This window comes from Photorhabdus cinerea, assembly GCF_011189575.1.
GTDB lineage: Bacteria > Pseudomonadota > Gammaproteobacteria > Enterobacterales > Enterobacteriaceae > Photorhabdus > Photorhabdus cinerea.
In genome coordinates this window covers 233,365-252,452 of record NZ_PUJW01000003.1, presented here as the reverse complement: position 1 = coordinate 252,452, position 19,088 = coordinate 233,365, and the positions used below count along the sequence as shown (strand labels likewise).

General features: G+C 40.5%; 16 protein-coding genes. 9 read left to right on the top strand and 7 right to left on the bottom strand.

Annotated elements, in window-relative coordinates:
- Positions 1 to 10: 10 nt before the first annotated feature.
- Together mepS and C5469_RS04625 are read right to left on the bottom strand one after the other, a co-directional pair.
- Positions 11 to 601: a bifunctional murein DD-endopeptidase/murein LD-carboxypeptidase gene (gene mepS, locus C5469_RS04630; protein WP_166302949.1), complete on the bottom strand. Its 591-nt coding sequence runs from the start codon at positions 599 to 601 to the stop codon at positions 11 to 13.
- Between the two features lie 359 nt (positions 602 to 960).
- A complete protein-coding gene (locus tag C5469_RS04625; protein ID WP_166302946.1) occupies positions 961 to 1,665 on the bottom strand; it encodes a phosphatase PAP2 family protein in 705 nt (234 codons plus the stop codon).
- Between the two features lie 459 nt (positions 1,666 to 2,124).
- On the opposite strand from C5469_RS04625, the gene C5469_RS04620 reads away from it, so the two are divergent.
- The gene (locus tag C5469_RS04620; RefSeq protein ID WP_166302943.1) at positions 2,125 to 2,436 is read left to right on the top strand and encodes a hypothetical protein; all 312 of its coding nucleotides are present in this window, start codon (positions 2,125 to 2,127) and stop codon (positions 2,434 to 2,436) included.
- Positions 2,437 to 2,665: 229 nt separating this feature from the next.
- Here C5469_RS04620 and yeiP read toward each other — a convergent pair whose 3' ends face one another.
- The 3 genes from yeiP to C5469_RS04605 form a co-directional block, all read right to left on the bottom strand.
- On the bottom strand, positions 2,666 to 3,238 hold the full coding sequence (gene yeiP, locus C5469_RS04615; protein WP_166302940.1) for an elongation factor P-like protein YeiP: 573 nt from the start codon (positions 3,236 to 3,238) through the stop codon (positions 2,666 to 2,668).
- A 133-nt stretch (positions 3,239 to 3,371) separates the two neighbouring features.
- The gene (mtr, locus tag C5469_RS04610) at positions 3,372 to 4,631 is read right to left on the bottom strand and encodes a tryptophan permease (RefSeq protein ID WP_166302937.1); all 1,260 of its coding nucleotides are present in this window, start codon (positions 4,629 to 4,631) and stop codon (positions 3,372 to 3,374) included.
- Positions 4,632 to 4,748: 117 nt separating this feature from the next.
- A complete protein-coding gene (locus C5469_RS04605) occupies positions 4,749 to 5,168 on the bottom strand; it encodes a nucleotide triphosphate diphosphatase NUDT15 (protein ID WP_166302934.1) in 420 nt (139 codons plus the stop codon).
- A 208-nt stretch (positions 5,169 to 5,376) separates the two neighbouring features.
- On the opposite strand from C5469_RS04605, the gene fruK reads away from it, so the two are divergent.
- A complete protein-coding gene (gene fruK, locus C5469_RS04600; protein WP_166302931.1) occupies positions 5,377 to 6,315 on the top strand; it encodes a 1-phosphofructokinase in 939 nt (312 codons plus the stop codon).
- Positions 6,316 to 6,334: 19 nt separating this feature from the next.
- On the opposite strand, the gene nfo is transcribed toward fruK, so the two are convergent.
- Both nfo and C5469_RS04590 read right to left on the bottom strand, forming a co-directional pair.
- Entirely contained in the window at positions 6,335 to 7,177 is an 843-nt protein-coding gene (gene nfo, locus C5469_RS04595) for a deoxyribonuclease IV (protein ID WP_166302928.1), read from the bottom strand.
- 110 nt (positions 7,178 to 7,287) lie between these two features.
- Positions 7,288 to 8,370, bottom strand: a complete 1,083-nt coding sequence (locus C5469_RS04590; protein WP_166302925.1) for a YeiH family protein — start codon at positions 8,368 to 8,370, stop codon at positions 7,288 to 7,290.
- Positions 8,371 to 8,559: 189 nt separating this feature from the next.
- Here C5469_RS04590 and yieE point away from each other — a divergent pair, with 189 nt between their 5' ends.
- The 7 genes from yieE (at position 8,560) to C5469_RS04550 (ending at position 19,029) form a co-directional block, all read left to right on the top strand.
- Positions 8,560 to 9,423 carry a DNA-binding transcriptional regulator YeiE gene (yieE, locus tag C5469_RS04585; RefSeq protein WP_166302922.1) on the top strand — a complete coding sequence of 288 codons (864 nt, stop codon included), beginning with the start codon at positions 8,560 to 8,562 and terminating at the stop codon, positions 9,421 to 9,423.
- Between the two features lie 159 nt (positions 9,424 to 9,582).
- Positions 9,583 to 11,061, top strand: coding sequence for an amino acid permease (locus C5469_RS04580; protein ID WP_166302919.1), 1,479 nt, complete (start codon positions 9,583 to 9,585; stop codon positions 11,059 to 11,061).
- Between the two features lie 308 nt (positions 11,062 to 11,369).
- Positions 11,370 to 12,521 (top strand): ABC transporter substrate-binding protein, encoded by a 1,152-nt coding sequence (locus C5469_RS04575; protein WP_207628724.1) that lies wholly within the window; start codon positions 11,370 to 11,372, stop codon positions 12,519 to 12,521.
- Between the two features lie 24 nt (positions 12,522 to 12,545).
- The gene (locus C5469_RS04570; protein WP_166302913.1) at positions 12,546 to 13,634 is read left to right on the top strand and encodes a FecCD family ABC transporter permease; all 1,089 of its coding nucleotides are present in this window, start codon (positions 12,546 to 12,548) and stop codon (positions 13,632 to 13,634) included.
- A complete protein-coding gene (locus tag C5469_RS04565) occupies positions 13,631 to 14,419 on the top strand; it encodes an ABC transporter ATP-binding protein (RefSeq protein ID WP_166302911.1) in 789 nt (262 codons plus the stop codon). Before C5469_RS04570 ends, C5469_RS04565 begins: the two co-directional genes overlap by 4 nt.
- Positions 14,420 to 14,940: 521 nt before the next feature.
- Positions 14,941 to 16,923, top strand: coding sequence for a ligand-gated channel protein (locus C5469_RS04560; RefSeq protein ID WP_166302908.1), 1,983 nt, complete (start codon positions 14,941 to 14,943; stop codon positions 16,921 to 16,923).
- A gap of 723 nt (positions 16,924 to 17,646) precedes the next feature.
- Positions 17,647 to 19,029, top strand: a complete 1,383-nt coding sequence (locus tag C5469_RS04550) for an APC family permease (protein WP_166302905.1) — start codon at positions 17,647 to 17,649, stop codon at positions 19,027 to 19,029.
- Positions 19,030 to 19,088 lie beyond the last annotated feature (59 nt).

The following is a 19,088-nucleotide window of genomic DNA, read 5'->3' as shown; positions in this document are numbered from 1 at the left end:
AAAATTGTTTTTAACCGTTAGGCATTGTGCTACTACTGATGACCCGGCGACCATCATAATAACGTTTACTCCAGTATGCGCTGTTTAATCTGGAAACAATTACACCATTACTGGTAGAGGCATGAACAAATTGGTCATTGCCAACATAGATGCCAATATGCCTTGTACGCGCGCCAGTCTTAAACAGGACCAAATCACCAGGACGTAATTTTGAGCGGTCGATTTTTTTACCAATGTTTTGCTGTTCAGAAGTTGAACGTGGCAACTCCATACCAAACTGGTCACGGAAAGTACGTTGAACAAAGGCAGAGCAATCTATACCGCGTTTAGTATTGCCACCAAGTCGATAGGCAACACCTTTCCAGCCATTGTATTGACTAAGAATTTTAGATTTTATATCCAGATTGCGAACCAGTGCTTCGAATTCATCCTGAGACGCTTGCAGTAAGAAACCATTCTTACCATTTACTGCATGCGTGTCAGTTTGTGCATTACGAAACTTTGAAGAATCTGGTGAGCTGCACGCGGATAAAGTCATTACCACGAACAGCGCGGGTATCAGCCGCGTAATGTATCTCAGTGCCGGTTGAGACTTGACCATTATTCTTGTTTTCCCTTGCTATCCTTACCTTAATTGGTCGCTATTATTGAAAAATATCAAACGCTTCGAAGCCTGGTGTTAGAAAAAACAATAAGTAAACAACGCGCTTAGTGTAAAAACGCGCTGGATGCCACGTTTTATAACGATATTCACAATAAATGTCATTCAAACTGAGGTTACAGAAACAATCAGGAAAAGGCGAGTATTTAGTAGCATAATTTACAAAAAATTAGATTACTGAGTACGAGAGAATAGGAATGTTGTTATTTTATGTTATTTATGTGGATCTTGTGAGCAATTGGGAAGGTCGAATACCTTCCCAATATTATTCAGTAAAAAGGAGCTTAATGAGAAAGGTTTTAAACCGGGCGACCAATTTGTGGTAGATGTTTATCCAGCCAGTCAACCATTATGTCACTCAATGGTGTTAGTAATAACCAACTTGCTCCAATCAGAACCAGAGATAAAGAACCGACTGCAATATCAGTAAACCAATGAGCTCCCGCCATAATACGGGGTAGCGCAAATATGACTACGATAAGTAATGCAATAGTGAACGCTTTACCTGAGATATAGCGCAGAATAAAACAGCTAAAGATCAGTAGCATTAATCCATGATCGCCTGGAAAACTATTGCCAGATGCATCTTTTGTCACTAGCTTGGTCATTTCACTAATACGATTGATATGATCAAATGTTATTGTTGGGCTTGGGCGAATGACAGGGAGTTGATGACCGATTTGATTAAGCGTAACTGCGCTTATTAGCATAACTAAGCCAATCATGAATAACCTGCGCTTTCCGTGGTAATTCTGCTTACGGAATGCACTGTAATAAAGTAATCCCATACAGAAAAGCGAGATTACATCAAAAGCTCTGATATTCACAAATGCTACAAATTCTGTGAATTTTGAACCAGGCATTAATTTTTCGTTAAAGAAGTAAAAGATTGCGGAATCAATGTTGAACCAAAAACCATGGTGTTCTGGCAAATACCAGGAGAGAAATAAAGCGATCCCCAACAGGTTCAGTGTAAATATGGCAAACGGGTGACTGCGTGTCATGGGATACCTATTTGTTAAAAGTAAAATTCAGTGGTAACTAAGCTCACAATATGTGGGCTAATATAGCAAATATTGGGTAATAATGTCATGAATCTAGTTCTTATCATAAGTTAGTCTGATGATTTTTTTATCTATTTTTGTGCTTTTTCCTTTCCGGTTACCATTTTCACTTACTTGTTCTGATAAGTTTTCCAGTCCAATTCTATAGGTTCTTATCGAGTCGTATTGGATGATATTTTAAATTATATATTTTTAATTTATTGAAAATTAGTCCTGAGAATTCACATATCGGAAGATATAAATATTTTAATCAGCGTTAAAAGCTAAAAATCATAAATAAACACCGAAAATAGCCGTTACCAATGACATGGCCTCATAAATTTTTCCGATTTCCAGATTGATTTTGCTTTTGGGAATTGAAGCAAATAATGCTGTCTTAATGGCGAGGGTTTTATGCCTATGTTCCGAGTTATGATTGGTTGTTTTTTTCTGATGATTCCTAGCCTTGTCAGTAGCGGGTCAGATGTAATATCAAGCTCAGGGGTTATTCGTTTCTCAGGTGCAATTGTTGAATCACCGTGTCGTTTTGATTGGCATGATAACTGGGCTGATACCACTTGTTGGCGGAAGGGGCATAAAATTACTCAGCGACGAAAACTTGATCTCCAACGTGATGTTTATTTTTATTTACCCCACCAAATTGGTATAACCGAAATTAAGTGGGTAAAAGGAAAAGAAAAAGTTGGAGTTGTTACAATTTTCTATAATTGATGTTATGAAAAATTTTAAATGTTATTTCTTCAATATTTAATTGAAGAAGAGTGGGGATTTTATCTGTTATTGCGCAAATGAATTAGTGACAGATTTATATTGTATATTATTTGAGAATTGAAATTATGCTCAAATGCTTAGAGAAAGCAGGAAACTGATTTAATTGATGAAAAAGGCAAAATTGAGTTACCCTGTTTTATATAGGGTAACTCAGAATTAGCTAATGTTGTTAATCGCAACGTCCCATATAGCGACGTTCTGCAATATGAATACGTATTTTTTCCCCACTATTGATATATTCAGGTACTTGTACGGTGAGCCCGGTACTCATTTTAGCCGGTTTTGTCCGTGCACTTGCTGAAGCTCCTTTGATTCCAGGAGCCGTTTCTTCAATAATCATATCGACAGTCTGGGGCAGTTCAAGGGCAATAACTTGTCCTTCTATTGTCAGAACTTGCATACCGGGCAGACCACCTTCAGGAATAAATAACAACTCTTCTTCGATTTGTTCCTTTTTAAAGTGGTAAGGTGTGAAATCTTCATCATCCATGAAAACATATTCATCGCCGTCAATATAGGAAAAGCTAACGCTACGACGAGTTAGGCTGATCGTATCAAGGATATCATCGCCCTTGAAACGTTCTTCCACTTTTTGACCGGTACGGATATCCGTAAATCGCATTTTATATAATGTACTGGCCCCCCGGGCGCTTGGTGCTTGAATATCAATATCTTTGACCAGCAGTAATTTACTATTATAACTGACGGCACTACCGCGTTTAATTTCGTTGGCTTTAGCCATATGTAACCTTCCATAAAACTGCGAGAGAATAATCGCGACAAAATTACTCGCAGTCAAGGCATTAGGCAAGTGGGGGATTAAAAAACCCCAGTGTTTTTTTACATTGGGGTTTGTAGTAAGAATGATTTATATATCAACGATACACAGGTAATAAATCAAGAGAGGCCAAAATATGAGCTATAGCATTTATCAAACCAAACAAAATGACGAACCCAATCAGAAAGTTCCCTCCTGGTGCTCGGTAACTGGCTACAGGGAAACGTTGGCGACTGGCTCGTGCCATAAGGGCCGGAACAATAACTGCCCAGATGGTTGCGGCCAGTCCGGCAAAACCAATAGCATACAGAAAACCATTCGGGAATGGCAAAGCTAAGGCTGTAGGTGGAATAAATGTGACTAATGCAGATTTTAACCGGCCAGTGTTGTTATCTTTGAAGCTGAAGAGATCGGCCATGTAATCAAATAGCCCTAAAGAGACACCAAGAAATGAGCTGGCCAAGGCCATATAAGAAAATGCAGTAAGAAACTGGGTGACTGTTGTGCTATTTATTGTATTATCCATTTGTTTTAGTAAATCGCCGATATTCCCACCATCAGCAATAACCTGTTTGAATGCTTCGCGGGGAATATTTCCTTGAATGACATATTGCCACAGGATATAAATAACTAATGCAATTAACGCACCAAATAACAGACTGCGAATAACGGCTTTGATATCTTTATTATAATATTTTACTAAACTTGGGATGTTACCGTGATATCCGAATGAAATAAGTAAGTAGGGCAGAGCAGCTAAAGCGTAAGGCATATATTTTTCTGTCATATCGTTTGGTATGGCATCGCCTTGATTGAATAGGATTACAGATTTAACTTCTGTAAACATACCACCAATAGACATAAAAAAGGTAATAACCATACCACCGATTAAAATTGTGCTCAGACGATCGACAGCTTTAGTTGATAACCAGACAATAAACGCGACGATAAAGGCAAAAATCAAGCCAGCATTTGCCTGTGATATTGGAACAATATTTTTAAAATTGTGGGCAATGATTGAGCTGCCTGCTGAAATGTAGGCGTAGGTCAGTGTATAGAGAACAAATGTAATAGAGATACCGTTTATTGTATTCCATTTTTTGCCGAGTAAATCTTTAGCAATAGTATGAAAACTCGCTCCTGATGGATAGTTCAGGTTGGCTTCCAGAATCATTAAGCTGGAAAAATACATACACGTCCATGTGTAAACCAGTAGAATAATTGAGCCAGTAAACCAAACACCGGAAGTCACCACGGGAATGGAGAACATCCCTGCCCCAACCGTGGTTCCGGCAATTATCATGGTACCACCGAGTATAGAAGGGCGCTTTAAACTCTGAGCTGTCTCAATGGACATATTAACTCCTGCTGGGTATAGTGTCTTTGTACTAGCTTAAAGATACATTTTTGAGTATAGAGTGTAAATAGACGTCATAAAGTATTATTTGAAATTAAACTAATAATATAGGTTAGTTCATTCAATAAGGTAAAATTTATTCTCTTGCCACATTTTTATTGCATTCCAGCTGGCTTCAAAATGAGGTTCAGGAAGATTATCAGGATCGCACCACATAAGTTGTTCGCATTTTTCTGGTTCCATTAATTTTGGTTCGCCACCTGGGTGTTTCGCGAGCAAACACACTGAAATAGTATGTTTCCCTTCCCGTTGATAAGTCTGAAGATTATTACAAATGCCGTAGACTTTTGGTGATTGTATTGTCAGACCCGTTTCTTCTTTAATTTCACGGATTGCGCATTGTTCAAAAGTTTCTCCGGCATCAACATGACCACCAAAGATTGACCAGTATGGAGCATGTTTACTGTTGCGTTTTCCAAGTAATACTTGGCCATACTCATTTACAATAACAACGCCAACACCCACAATTACGGACATTTAATATATTCCTTCATTTAAGTTTCAATAAGTTAACATCTCTTTTTAAGAAAAAAGAGTTTAGATATTATTCTGACTTGTAAATTAGCTTAAGACAATGAGCAAGAAAATATGGAATTTAACTGAAACGATTCAATTTTAGTGGTATAAATAGAACTGAAAATTCAATAGTCATAATAATTATCTACTAAAGGAGACACCGGGCAAAATGAGCCGTAGAGTTGCCACTATTACCTTAAACCCTGCTTATGATTTGGTTGGATTGTGCCCGGAAATTGCCAAAGGGACAATTAATCGTGTGCAAACAGTCGGATTACATGCTGCGGGTAAAGGCAATAATGTTGCTAAGGTTTTGCGTGATTTGGGTATTGACGTTACTGTCAGTGGTTTTCTAGGTAAGGAAAATCAGGAAGGATTTCAGCAATTTTTCAGTGAAAACGGTATGACGAATCGTTTCCATTTAGTACCGGGTAGAACACGAATTAATGTCAAATTGACAGAAAGAAACAGTGAAGTGACGGATTTCAATTTCTCTGGTTTTTGTGTCAGTGAAGGAGAATGGTTTAAATTTTTTAATGATTCACTTTCATGGCTTGGACAATTTGATATGGTTGTTGTTAGTGGTAGCTTACCTTCGGGAGTTTCTGCTGAATCTTTTACAGACTGGATGGCCCGTTTATGTCAGATTTGTCCTTGCATTATTTTCGACAGCAGCCGTGAGGCATTGGTGGCGGGGTTACAAGCCTCTCCTTGGTTAGTTAAACCGAATCTTTATGAGCTTGAGATATGGGCTGGTCGCCAGTTGCCTGACGTGTCCGATGTCATCATTGCTGCACATCAGCTCAGGGATCAGGGAATTGCTCATGTGGTGATATCCCTGGGGGAGCAGGGCGCATTGTGGGTTAATGCATCTGGAGCATGGCTGGCAAAACCACCGCATTGTAAAGTTGTCAGCACTGTTGGCGCTGGTGATTCAATGGTCGGTGGTCTGGTTTATGGTTTGCTGATGCGGGAATCCAGTGAGCACACATTGCGATTGGCGACGGCTGTATCTGCGCTGGCAGTCAGCCAGCCTAATGTGGGGATCAGCAATCGCTCTGAATTAGCCGCAATGATGGCTAGAATTGAGCTGACACCAGTTAAATGATGTTTAATTTAATGAATAGTTAATTTTGTTGTGATTTCAACCAGGCAATTTCTTGCAGCCAAATATCTGGGTTAATCGTTTCAAGGATCAGAGGAATTTCATCAAAACGGGCATCTTTCATAATGTAACTGAAAGGTGTTTTACCAATATTACCTTCTCCAAGGCTATGATGTCGGTCAACACGGCTGGCAAATTCACTTTTGGCATCATTTAAATGCATTCCGCACAGATACTGAAAGCCAACAATTTTTTCAAATTCCTGAAAAGTCTGTTTACAAGCATTCTCTGTACGTAAATCGTAGCCAGCGGCAAAGGCGTGACAAGTATCAATACAGACACCAACTCTGCTTTTGTCTTCAACTCCGTTAATAATTGCGGCCAGATGTTCAAATTTGAAACCCAGGTTTGTCCCTTGACCTGCTGTATTTTCGATAACCGCAGTAACCCCTTGGGTTTTATTGAGAGCGAGATTGATAGATTCTGCAATTCGCGCCAGACACTTATCCACATCTATTTTATTAAGATGACTGCCTGGATGAAAATTCAGTAGATCAATACCTAGTTGTTCACAACGTTGCATTTCATCAATGAATGCTAGCCGGGATTTCTCCAATGCATCAGTTTCTGGGTGGCCCAGATTAATCAGATAACTATCGTGAGGAAGAATTTGCCGGCTGCCATACCCATAGCGTTCACAATTTTCTTTAAATTTATCGATGACATCAGTGGTCAACGGTGGTGCATTCCATTGCCGCTGATTTTTTGTGAACAGAGCAAAGGCGGTAGCTTGTAATTCGTGTGCTCGAATAACGGCCTGATCGGCTCCACCGGCAGCGCTGACATGTGCTCCAACAAATTTCATATCTTCTCCTTACCTACTATTATCCCATTATGTCATTGTTCGGACGGTCAATGAACCTTAAGAATGGAAAGGTTATATACTGATGAGGTTCTTCAGTGCGAATGTTTCGATCAACCAAGTATATATTGGACGCCTAGATTTATCAGAAATCCACCGATCACCAGCCATACAAACAAAATCAAAGCTAACAAGATAGGCTTAAATCCAGCTTGACGAATAGCACTTACATGAGTAGTTAAACCTAATGCAACCATGGCCATAGCGAGCATAATTGTATCGATATTGATCAGATAATTAACTATTACTGTAGGTAACAAATTAAAAGAGTTGAAACCAGCTATTGCAATGAAAATTACAGCAAACCAAGGGATAGTAATTTGGGTTCTCTCTTGACTGTTTTTGCTATTTTTAGTAGGGGCATTGCTGATATAACTGGATAATAACAACAGAAATGGCGCCAACATCATAACTCTAATCATCTTACTGATAACGGCGGCATTCTCCGTTTGATCGCTAATAGCATGTCCAACAGCAACAACCTGAGCAACTTCATGAATGGTGGAGCCAGTAAAGATACCGAAAGCTTCTTGTGTGAATGAGAACCACTGATAATGTTCGTTGAGTTGATAAAACCATGGATAAATGAAAATAGCGATGGTACCAAAGATAACAACTGTTGATACAGCAACAGCAACTTTACTGGCAGGAGCATTTACCACAGGCTCTGTTGCCATAATAGCCGCTGCACCGCAGATACTGCTACCGGCACCAATTAATATTGAGGTTTGTTGGTCTAATCCAAAGAGGGATTTTCCTAGCCAGATTGCAATAAAGAAAGTTGAAGACAACATAATTGCGTCAGTTAAAAGACCGGTAGCACCTACGTCAGCAATTTGCTGAAATGTCAGACGGAACCCATAAAGAATAATGCCTGCTCGTAGGAGATAATGTTTGGAAAAATGAATACCTTCATCACAATAAGGTTTAAGTAAAGGATAAACGGTGTTACCGATAATAATTCCTGCCAGAATCGCCAGTGTCAGTGCGCCCAGCCCCATATTAATAAACCATGGAATATTTCCAGCATAGATTGAAATTGCGGTAAGTATTGCCGCCACTATTAGCCCAGGTATTAATTTTATTCTGGGAATAGATTTTTGTTTACTAAGTTCTTTAGCTTGAATGTTAGACATAGATATTGTTCACTTTGCTTATATATTTTAAACATAAGTATATAGCAGACAGATTTATCATTAAAATTGATAAAATTATTATATATAATCTAAAAAACTGGTAATGAAGAGAGGATTTTTGTTAAGTTGTTTATTTCTGTATAAAATTAAAACAATCTATTTGGCTGATATTATATTTTGTGAGGCAATATGCATATTACACTGAGACAATTGGAAGTTTTCACTGAGGTATTGAAAAGCGGTTCAACGACACAAGCCTCTCTGCAATTATCGCTTTCTCAATCTGCGGTGAGTGCTTCACTAACGGATCTGGAAAACCAGCTTGGCGTGCAGCTTTTTGACAGGGTAGGAAAACGACTGGTAACTAATGAGCACGGTCGTTTACTTTATCCCAAGGCTTTGGCATTACTGGAACAGGCAGGGGAAATTCAGCAGTTATTTAAACAAGAGCTGGGTGCATTACGTATTGCCGCCAGTAGTACCATTGGTAATTATATGTTGCCGGAAATGCTGGCAAATTATCGTCGGGATTTTCCTGATACACCCTTGGAGTTAAACATCAGTAATACTCAAGATGTCATCAATTCTGTGCTGGAATTCCGCGTTGACCTTGGTTTGATAGAGGGTTCTTGTCACAGCCCTGAATTGATAACTAATCTCTGGATGGAGGATGAGTTGGTTATTTTCTCTGCTCCTGAAAACCCGTTAGCTAAACAGGTGCTGAAATTGGATGATTTAGCTAATGCATCGTGGATATTAAGAGAAAGGGGATCGGGTACCAGAGAGGTATTGGATCATCTGTTATTTGCCCGTTTACCTGGGTTCAAAATTTTGATGGAATTGGGGAATTCTGAAGCGATAAAACATGCTGTTAAATTTGGCATGGGAATTAGTTGTTTATCCAGACGAGTCGTTGCAGAACAATTGGAAAATCGCATTTTGCTAGAATTGAAGGTGCCAGAATTGAAGCTTTTCAGGATGTTGTACCTGATTTGTCATCGGCAAAAGCATATGTCTAATGCACTGCAAAAACTGCTTAGTTATTGCCAGTGAATTTTATTTTTTATTTAAACGTTAGTTAAGAATTAGTTATATTACTTATAATTTTTTCTGAATTATGAAGGTATCTTATAATTGTGTTTCCTTGCTATTTTGATAGCGAGGATTTGTTACAATCCGCCACCAGGTTTATTCTCAGATAACAGGAACATAATGTCTCAACAACAAAGTATTCCCCGGAAGCCAATAGCGCAACATTTACGCCGTGAATTAAAAGCGCGGCATTTGGCAATGATTGCTATTGGTGGATCAATAGGCACGGGGCTATTCGTGGCTTCAGGTGTGACGGTTTCACAGGTCGGGCCTGGTGGAGCATTACTTTCCTATGCGTTGATTGGCCTGATGATCTACTTCCTGATGACCAGTCTGGGAGAGCTGGCTGCTTATATGCCTGTTTCTGGTTCTTTTTCAACTTATGGCTCCAAATATGTTGAAGAAGGATTTGGTTTCGCCCTTGGTTGGAACTATTGGTACAACTGGGCGGTGGCTATCGCGGTGGATTTGGTGGCTGCTCAGTTGGTTATGGGTTATTGGTTGCCGGATGTGCCAGGTTGGGTTTGGAGTGCGTTGTTTCTTGCATTGGTTTTTCTACTGAATTTTATTTCAGTGAAAGGTTTTGGTGAAGCTGAATACTGGTTTTCTTTGATTAAAGTTACCACGATTATTGTCTTTATTGTGGTCGGAATATTGATGATAACCGGTATTATGAAAGGTACAGAAGGTGCTGGATGGCATAACTGGACTATTGGTGATGCCCCTTTTGCCGGTGGTTTCTCTGCTATGATTGGTGTAGCAATGATAGTTGGATTTTCTTTCCAGGGAGTCGAACTTATTGGCATTACGGCGGGTGAGTCCAAAGACCCCGCGAAGAATGTTCCTCGTGCGGTACGTAAAGTGTTCTGGCGTATTCTGTTGTTCTATATTTTTGCTATTCTGATTATTAGCCTGATCATTCCTTATACTGATCCAAATTTGCTACGTAATGATGTCGGGGATATTAGCGTTAGTCCGTTTACGTTGGTATTTGAAAATGCCGGTTTATTATCAGCGGCGGCTGTGATGAATGCCGTTATTTTGACTGCGGTATTGTCTGCGGGTAATTCAGGGATGTATGCCTCAACTCGTATGCTGTTCACATTGGCAAAAGAGGGCAAAGCACCAAAGATTTTTGGTAAATTATCTCAAGGTGGTGTGCCGCGCAATGCTTTGTATGCAACAACGGTTGTTGCTGCTTTGTGTTTCCTCAGTTCAATGTACGGTAATCAGACAGTGTATCTGTGGTTGTTGAATACCTCTGGGATGACAGGTTTTATTGCATGGTTAGGGATTGCTATCAGTCATTATCGTTTCCGCCGTGGTTATGTAGCTCAGGGATTGGATCTAAATAAGTTACCTTATCGTTCAGGGTTTTTCCCGGTTGGCCCGATCTTTGCGTTTATTCTCTGTCTGACCATTACATTAGGACAGAATTATCAGGCGTTTCTGCAAGACAAAGTTGACTGGTATGGTGTAACCGCAACTTATGTTGGTATTCCATTATTCCTATTGATTTGGTTTGGTTATAAATTAGCAAAGAAAACCCGTTTTATTAAATATAGCGAGATGGAATTTCCTGATATCCCCAATAAATGAATTTGATCACGCTGAATAATAATTAACAGGCTGGTAGGGTCTTTGGAAAGACATAAACCGGCCTGATTTTGCAGTATTTCAATGCGATTCACGATCAATTTATTATTATCTTAACGTTTTGTTCTATTATGGTTAAATAACTATTGACAGGAAATCAGCAGAAAACGCTCATTTTTGTAACTAAATAGACGTTTTTTTATTTTTCATGCAGTTAGTCGTATAACTTAGTCATGTTATTTCCAAAATCTCTGTAAATCACATTGATAAGTATTCTCGTTTGCTTTATTGTTAGCGCCATTATTATTAATATGAAAGAGGCTAACAAAGTGAAATTTGTATCTCGATCTATTGCAAAGAGTATCAGTATCAGCCTGTTAGCGGGTTCGGCAGTAATGGCAAGCTTCGCATCATGGGCTGAAACGGTTACCGATGTAGTTGGCCGTACTGTTGACGTTCCTGAGAATGTAAACCGTATTTTGTTGGGTGAAGGTCGTTTGTTCCACGCTGTCGCTTTACTTGAAGGGGATAAACCACTGGCTCGTATCGCGGGTTGGCAAGGTGATTTTCGCAAACTGGACCCACAATCCTACGCCATCTATAAAGCTAAATTCCCTGAGATTGACAAAGTTCCTTTGATTGGTGATACCAGTGCTGACAGTGTTAGTTCTGAAAAAGTATTAACTCTCAATCCAGATATTGCTATTTTTGGCTTGTCTGGTCATGGTCCGGGTAAGAACAGTGAATTGGTTGCTCAGCTTGAAAAAGCAGGCGTTCCAGTCGTGTTTGTTGACTTCCGCACCGATCCACTAAAAAATACGCTGCCAAGCATTCGTATGCTGGGTAAAGTATTGCACCGTGAAAAACAAGCAACAGAATATGCTGATTTCTACGAGAAGAATATAAAACTAGTAACGGAAATCACCAATAAGATCCCGGAAGAGAAAAAGCCAGCTGTATTTATTGACCTAAGAGCGGGTGCTTTTGAAGACTGCTGTGCTACTGCCGGTAATGGTAATATGGGTAATTTTATCGATCTGGCGGGCGGTAAAAACATTGCTAAAGCTGTGCTACCAGGCGCACTTGGTAATATGAATCTCGAAAAGATTATTGCAACTGATCCTTATATTTACATTGCCAGTGGTGCAAAAGCGTCAGACAGTAATGAACCTGGTGTAAAACTGGGCGCGCAAGCTACACCTGAGCTGGCAAAAGCTAGCCTGAAAAAAATAACTGTTCGCAAAGGTATCAGCTCTTTGACTGCGGTTAAAGAGGGTAGAGACTATGCTATTTGGCATAATTATTATAATTCTCCATATAACGTAATAGTCGCGCAGGTATTTGCTAAGTGGTTCTATCCTGAACAATTTGCAGATTTAGATCCACAAAAAACACTGAATGAATTACACAGTAAATTCTTGGCAGTTGAACCATCAGGTGTTTATTGGATCAGTGAGAAGTAATCAGTAAGACAGGTAACAGAAATAATGAGTGTCACTACCGAGCCTATGCCAACGGTGAAACAACAATCAAATAGCAGCGGTGTAAAAGCCCATTACCAATATATTTTACGCCGCCGTATCGTGATGATGGTGTCCATCTTCTTGGTTATCGGCGCTTCCGTGGTATTAGATTTTACTATAGGGCCATCAGGTTTATCTTTGCAGTCTCTCTGGCAGACTTTAGTGTCTCCGGATAGTGTAGATGCGGGTACACGGGTGATTGTCTGGGATATCCGTTTGCCATACGCTCTGATGGCGGTAGTGATTGGCCTGTCTCTTGGGCTGGCTGGCGCTGAAATGCAGACGATTCTGAATAATCCATTGGCAAGCCCTTTCACTTTAGGGGTTTCTCAGGCGGCTGCATTTGGTGCTGCGTTGGCTATCGTGTCAGGTATTGGTATTCCTGGTGTGCCTGACCAATGGTTTATTTCTGCGAATGCCTTTATTTTTGCTTTGTTGGCAGCGTTGGTGCTGGATGGCATTACTCGTTGGACACGGGCTGCCACTTCCTCTGGCGTGGTGTTGTTTGGTATTGCGATATACTTTACTTTTGACGCATTGGTTTCCATGATGCAGTTTATCGCAACTGAAGATACCCTTCAGGGGCTGGTACTCTGGACAATGGGTAGCCTTGCCAGAGCAACTTGGATAAAACTGGGTGTTATGTTGCTGGTATTTGCAGTTATTTTTCCGATTTCAATGATGAATGTTTGGAAATTGACAGCGTTGCGTTTGGGTGAAGATCGGGCCATCAGTTTTGGTATTGATGTTCGTCGCCTGCGCTTGGGTACATTATTGCGTATCAGTATTCTTTCCGCCTTAGCCGTTGCATTTGTCGGACCAATTGCCTTTATCGGTTTAATTGCGCCCCATATTGCTCGTATGATATTTGGTGAAGATCACCGCTTCTATTTGCCTGCCAGTGCACTGATTGGTGCATTAGTGCTGTCTTTGACGTCGATTGTCTCGAAGAACTTGATCCCAGGTGTCATTATTCCGGTTGGGATTGTTACTGCATTGGTTGGGGTTCCATTCTTCCTTAGCATAATTTTGCGTTACAGGGGGAATGTATGAAGCAGGGGTTAACTATCAGCAATTTTTCTGCTGGCTATCCGAAACATCCGGTAATTGAAAATCTAAATGTCGCTCCATTACCTCGCGGGAAAATTACAGTACTGTTGGGACCAAATGGCAGTGGTAAATCAACACTCCTGCGTTCGCTGGCTGGCTTAAATCGCGCCAGTGGGCAGCTCTGGCTTGATGGTCAGGATTTGATGAAAATGAATTTTGCGAAGAGGGCAGAAAATGTGGTTTATTTGCCACAAAGTTTGCCTGCTGGCGTTCATTTACATGTGTTGGAATCGATTATTGTTGCTCAACGTACATCCAGTGGACATCATTCTGGAACCAGTGAAGAAGAAGTGATGTCTTTATTAGGTCAGTTGGGGATTGAACATCTGGCATTATGTTATTTAGATCAGTTATCTGGTGGTCAAAAACAGTTAGTCGGATTAGCACAATCGCTAATTCGTAAGCCGACATTATTATTATTAGATGAACCACTTAGTGCATTGGATTTAAATTATCAATATCACGTAATGGAATTGGTTGCACAAGAAACACGCCGCCGTAATATTATTACTGTAGTGGTCGTGCATGATATTAATATCGCTTTGCGGCATGGTAATTATATATTAATGTTGCAAAAAGGTAATTTAATTGCCGAAGGAATTCCTGAACAGGTTATTACGCCGGATAGCTTAGCACAGGTTTATGGTGTCAGAGGCAGGATTGAACGCTGTTCTCAGGGCGTTCCACAGGTATTAATTGATGGGTTGGTTTCAAATCTGACCAGTTAGAACCTATTCTAATAAGCTTGTTACAGGACATATTTTCGATAAATCATGGGCATGGATAGTGCATAGAAACGGGAGTGTACACGGTGGTACGTGAGGAATAGGTTTTTCCGCTCGTAATAAAGTACGTTTAAAGGCTGTCGTTTTTGTCTGAATAATACCCATGCCCACTCTTTATTACTACAAAGAGTGGGTAATAAAATAATTGAATAAGATAAGTTGTTTGAATTAATAGAGAGTATTGGTTTATATTTTATAGTAATAATATGTAAGAAAGTCGAATAAAAAAATAATAAAACCACACAGGGATGAATGTTTTATCCCTGCTGTTTGAGCATATGTTGATTATCCATTTTTATAAATGAATAAATCATACTTATACCCAATGGATTTCAAGATGTATCGCGACGGCAAGGGAGCGAATCCCCGGGAGCATAGAGAACTATGTGACCGGGGTGAGTGAGTGCAGCCAACAAAGAGGCCACTTGAAAGATAACGGGTATATATTTCTTGGAGAATCGGGAATGGGTATTTTTAATAAAAGAAAAATCGCGTTAGGGGTTATTGCTACAATCTCATCTGGCTCTGTTTTTGCAGCCAGTAGTAGTAATGACACAATTATTGTGACTACAGCATCAGGCTTCCAACAGAAGATTGAAGATGCACCAGCGTCTGTTTCTGTGGTGAGCCGTGAACAATTAGAAACTAAAGCTTATCGTGATGTGACTGATGCACTGAAAGATGTGCCAGGTGTCGTTGTGACAGATGGTGGTAGCAGCAGTGATATCAGTATTCGTGGTATGTCGTCTAAATACACCATGATTTTGATTGATGGGAAGCGTGTTGATACCCGCAGTACGCGGCCAAACAGTGATAACGCTGGTATTGAGCAAGGGTGGTTGCCGCCGTTGGCGGCGATTGAGCGGATCGAAGTGGTACGTGGGCCGATGTCTTCCCTTTATGGTTCTGATGCTATGGGGGGCGTTATTAATGTAATCACCCGTAAAGTTCAGAAAGAGTGGATAACGAGTTTTCGGGCTGATACGACGTTAACTGAGAGTAAAAATTCGGGTAATAGTTATCAGAGTAGTGTTTATGCAGCAGGGCCGGTCATTGATGGCTTGCTGGGCCTGAAAGTTAATGGCCTGTATTCTCACCGTAACGAAGATAAATTTGTTGGTGGTTTTAAAGAGCAAGAAATGCGTAACGGTTCAGCAACGCTTTCTCTGACACCTGATGATCAGAATACTTTTGATTTTGAAGCGGGTCGTTATGAGCAGGATCGTGATTCTACTGCGGGTAAAACAACTAAATTATTTGGTTGTGGTAAGAAAAAGAAGGAATTTTGTAAAGATAGTAGAAGCCGTTACAAGCGAAATAACTATTCTATTACGCACAATGGTATTTATGATTTCGGTACCATGGCTTCATATATCCAACATGATGACTCACGAAATCCAGGGCGTGATATGAAGTACCAGGATACGGTATTTAACAATCAAACTGTTTTCCAGTTAGGTGATCATACTCTGAGTGTTGGAGGGCAATATCGTTATGAAAACTTGCATGGCGGTGATAATACATTAGCTTCTGCTAATAATCTAAATAAATTGACTCGCTGGAGTTGGGCATTATTTGCTGAAAATGAGTGGCAAATGACCAATGATTTTGCCCTGACTGGCGGTATCCGTATGGATAAAGACGAGAATTTTGGTAATCATTGGACACCACGTTTGTATGGTGTATGGCATACGGATGAGCAGTGGACGATAAAAGGTGGTATATCTACGGGTTATCGTTCTCCGGATCTACGTCATATTTCGTCGAATTGGGGGCAGGCAACAGGTGGAGAGAGTGGTAATGCCGTTATTCTCGGTAATTCAGATTTGAAGCCTGAGAAAAGTGTTAGTGAAGAGATCGGTGTTATTTGGAATAATCAGGATAATTTTAATGCTGGGCTGACCATATTTAATACTGAATTTAAGGATAAAATTACAGAAATTTCAGATTGTGATATGTGCTCTGTTGGTTCGGACCCTCATATATATAACTTTGTTAGTAAACGTATAAACGTACATAAAGCGAACATACGTGGTGTCGAAGTGACGATGAACTGGGATATCGTTGAAAACTGGTCATTGTCTGCGAACTATACTTATACCGATTCAGAACAGAAAAGTGGGACAAACAAAGGGAAGCCTTTGAACAAAATGCCTAAACATATGGCGAATGCAACGCTGAACTGGCAGGCTTTACCGGAAATGCAAACTTGGACCCGGGTAAACTTCCGTGGCGAAACTTCAGATTCTTTAGGTCGTCGTGAAAAAATGAAAGAAGGAACACCGTCCTATGCCTTTGTGGATATCGGAGCCAGCTATAATCTGACTAAAGATTTACGCGTGTTAGGTGGAGTGTACAACGTGTTTGATAAACGCGTTACTGAAAAAAATTACGAAGCGCAACTGGATGGGCGTCGTTATAACATTGGTATCACCTACGACTTCTGATAAATAATTCTTATTAAATGTGTGTTAACCCCCTTGCCTGTTTTTGGCTGGGGGTTTTGTTATTTGCTTAACCCTAAAAACTGGGTGGTAATTCGTTTTGTGTTGTGCTAAAACTTAGCACATGTCAAAAGAATGTATATGACATGGTTAAATTCCATAGCGTAATCAATATGTGTGGTAAAAAATAATGAACTTTTAGTGTGGCGAGTATTGCTATTTTAGGTCTTCAAGTGCAGAATTCGCCCACTGGAAAATAACTGATGCGTTTATATGTGTCGGTTATTTTTTTTGCTTTGACTTATTTTTTACTATACCCAATAGATTTCAATTTGCAGCGCGGCGGCAAGTGAACGCCTCCCCAGGAGCATAGATAACGATGTGACTGGGGTAAGTGAAAGCAGCCAACAAAGTAGCAGCTTGAAAGATGAAGGGTATATACCAAGAGGCCGGACTCTGAGCCGGATAGATAATTGGCCCACGTGCAACTAGAACGAGAATCGGTTGCCGTAATGAGGAACGCTAATATGGAGCAATTATTCTCTATCGCACTTGTGCCAATCGGCGCATGCTGCTGCATCGATGACTATGGAGCATTGCGCTCTATGTATAATCCAGCCTCTAACTCCACTGTCTATTCTGCCTATAGGCAGAAGCGAAGTCTTCCCAGTAACTGTCGATTAAGTAGTGATAAAACACGAATCGGAGTTATGGGAGGTTTCGCTCATGTCGCATAATACTGCAATCTCAATTGGCACCAACCAAACTGGTGCGAACAATCGTGTTCAACTCAGAAAAACACTGACCTTAGTTCAGGTGGTGATGATGGGTCTTGCTTATCTGCAACCGATGACCATCTTTGATACTTTCGGCATTGTTTCTGGTTTGACTGACGGTCATGTAGCGACATCTTATGCTATTGCTTTGATCGCAATTTTGTTTACTGCCTTAAGCTATGGGAAATTAGTAAAACGCTTCCCATCTGCTGGGTCTGCATATACTTATGCACAAAAATCCATAAGCCCACATGTTGGCTTTATGGTGGGTTGGTCGTCGCTACTGGACTATCTGTTCATGCCGATGATTAACATCTTGTTGGCGAAAATTTATCTTCAGGCCATCTTTCCTGGTGTAGAGCCATGGATATTCGTTGTGGGTTTGGCATTATTGATGACAGCCTTTAACCTGCGTGGTATCAACGTTGTTGCTAATCTCAACACCGGCATTGTTATTGTTCAGGTTGCAATAATGGTGGTATTTGTGGGTTTGTTGATCCACGGCGTATACAATGGGGAAGGCGCGGGAACTTTATGGAGTGTAAGACCTTTTGCCTCTGAAGATGCCCATTTAATCCCGATGATTACTGGGGCAACGATTTTGTGTTTTTCATTCCTTGGGTTTGATGGCATCAGTTCGTTGTCCGAAGAGACGCCGAATGCAGGCAAAGTGATCCCGAAAGCGATCTTCCTGACAGCATTAATCGGTGGCGTTATCTTTATTATAGTTTCTTATTTCTTACAGCTCTATTTTCCTGATATCTCCCGGTTCAAGAATCCGGATGAATCTCAGCCAGAAATTATGCTGTATGTAGCGGGGACTTTATTCCAGTCCATTATTCTGGTGTTCTCTTGTGTCACTGTTTTGGCCTCTGGTATGGCATCCCACGCAGGTGTTTCGCGTTTGCTCTATGTCATGGGGCGCGATGGCGTATTTCCTGAGAAAATATTTGGCTATGTTCATCCAAAATGGCGGACTCCGGCAATCAACGTATTGTTGGTAGGTATCGTAGCACTGTCTGCTATTACCTTTGATTTGGTGACTGCAACGGCTCTGATTAACTTTGGTGCGCTGATAGCGTTCACCTTTGTAAACTTATCGGTTATTTCTCAGTTCTATATCCGTGAACGTCGTAACCGTACATTGAAAGATACAATCAACTTCCTGGTATTGCCTGTGATTGGTGCCTGCACTGTTGGGGTGTTGTGGATGAACTTGGAACAAAGCTCTATGGAGTTGGGTTTAACCTGGGGAGCAATTGGTCTGGTTTATATGGTATTCCTGACCCGTCGTTTCCGTCAGCCGATGCCTCAGTGTTCTGAAATGATTTAGTATCCGGTTTGAAAAAGAAAACGGTACCAATGGTGCCGTTTTTTTATCATGTTTCCAGT

Excerpts from the sequence above, each read along its gene's own strand:
- mepS (WP_166302949.1), bottom strand. The coding sequence starts at position 601 with ATGGTCAAGTCTCAACCGGCACTGAGATACATTACGCGGCTGATACCC.
- C5469_RS04625 (WP_166302946.1), bottom strand. The coding sequence starts at position 1,665 with ATGACACGCAGTCACCCGTTTGCCATATTTACACTGAACCTGTTGGGG.
- C5469_RS04620 (WP_166302943.1), top strand. The coding sequence starts at position 2,125 with ATGTTCCGAGTTATGATTGGTTGTTTTTTTCTGATGATTCCTAGCCTT.
- yeiP (WP_166302940.1), bottom strand. The coding sequence starts at position 3,238 with ATGGCTAAAGCCAACGAAATTAAACGCGGTAGTGCCGTCAGTTATAAT.
- mtr (WP_166302937.1), bottom strand. The coding sequence starts at position 4,631 with ATGTCCATTGAGACAGCTCAGAGTTTAAAGCGCCCTTCTATACTCGGT.
- C5469_RS04605 (WP_166302934.1), bottom strand. The coding sequence starts at position 5,168 with ATGTCCGTAATTGTGGGTGTTGGCGTTGTTATTGTAAATGAGTATGGC.
- fruK (WP_166302931.1), top strand. The coding sequence starts at position 5,377 with ATGAGCCGTAGAGTTGCCACTATTACCTTAAACCCTGCTTATGATTTG.
- nfo (WP_166302928.1), bottom strand. The coding sequence starts at position 7,177 with ATGAAATTTGTTGGAGCACATGTCAGCGCTGCCGGTGGAGCCGATCAG.
- C5469_RS04590 (WP_166302925.1), bottom strand. The coding sequence starts at position 8,370 with ATGTCTAACATTCAAGCTAAAGAACTTAGTAAACAAAAATCTATTCCC.
- yieE (WP_166302922.1), top strand. The coding sequence starts at position 8,560 with ATGCATATTACACTGAGACAATTGGAAGTTTTCACTGAGGTATTGAAA.
- C5469_RS04580 (WP_166302919.1), top strand. The coding sequence starts at position 9,583 with ATGTCTCAACAACAAAGTATTCCCCGGAAGCCAATAGCGCAACATTTA.
- C5469_RS04575 (WP_207628724.1), top strand. The coding sequence starts at position 11,370 with ATGAAAGAGGCTAACAAAGTGAAATTTGTATCTCGATCTATTGCAAAG.
- C5469_RS04570 (WP_166302913.1), top strand. The coding sequence starts at position 12,546 with ATGAGTGTCACTACCGAGCCTATGCCAACGGTGAAACAACAATCAAAT.
- C5469_RS04565 (WP_166302911.1), top strand. The coding sequence starts at position 13,631 with ATGAAGCAGGGGTTAACTATCAGCAATTTTTCTGCTGGCTATCCGAAA.
- C5469_RS04560 (WP_166302908.1), top strand. The coding sequence starts at position 14,941 with ATGGGTATTTTTAATAAAAGAAAAATCGCGTTAGGGGTTATTGCTACA.
- C5469_RS04550 (WP_166302905.1), top strand. The coding sequence starts at position 17,647 with ATGTCGCATAATACTGCAATCTCAATTGGCACCAACCAAACTGGTGCG.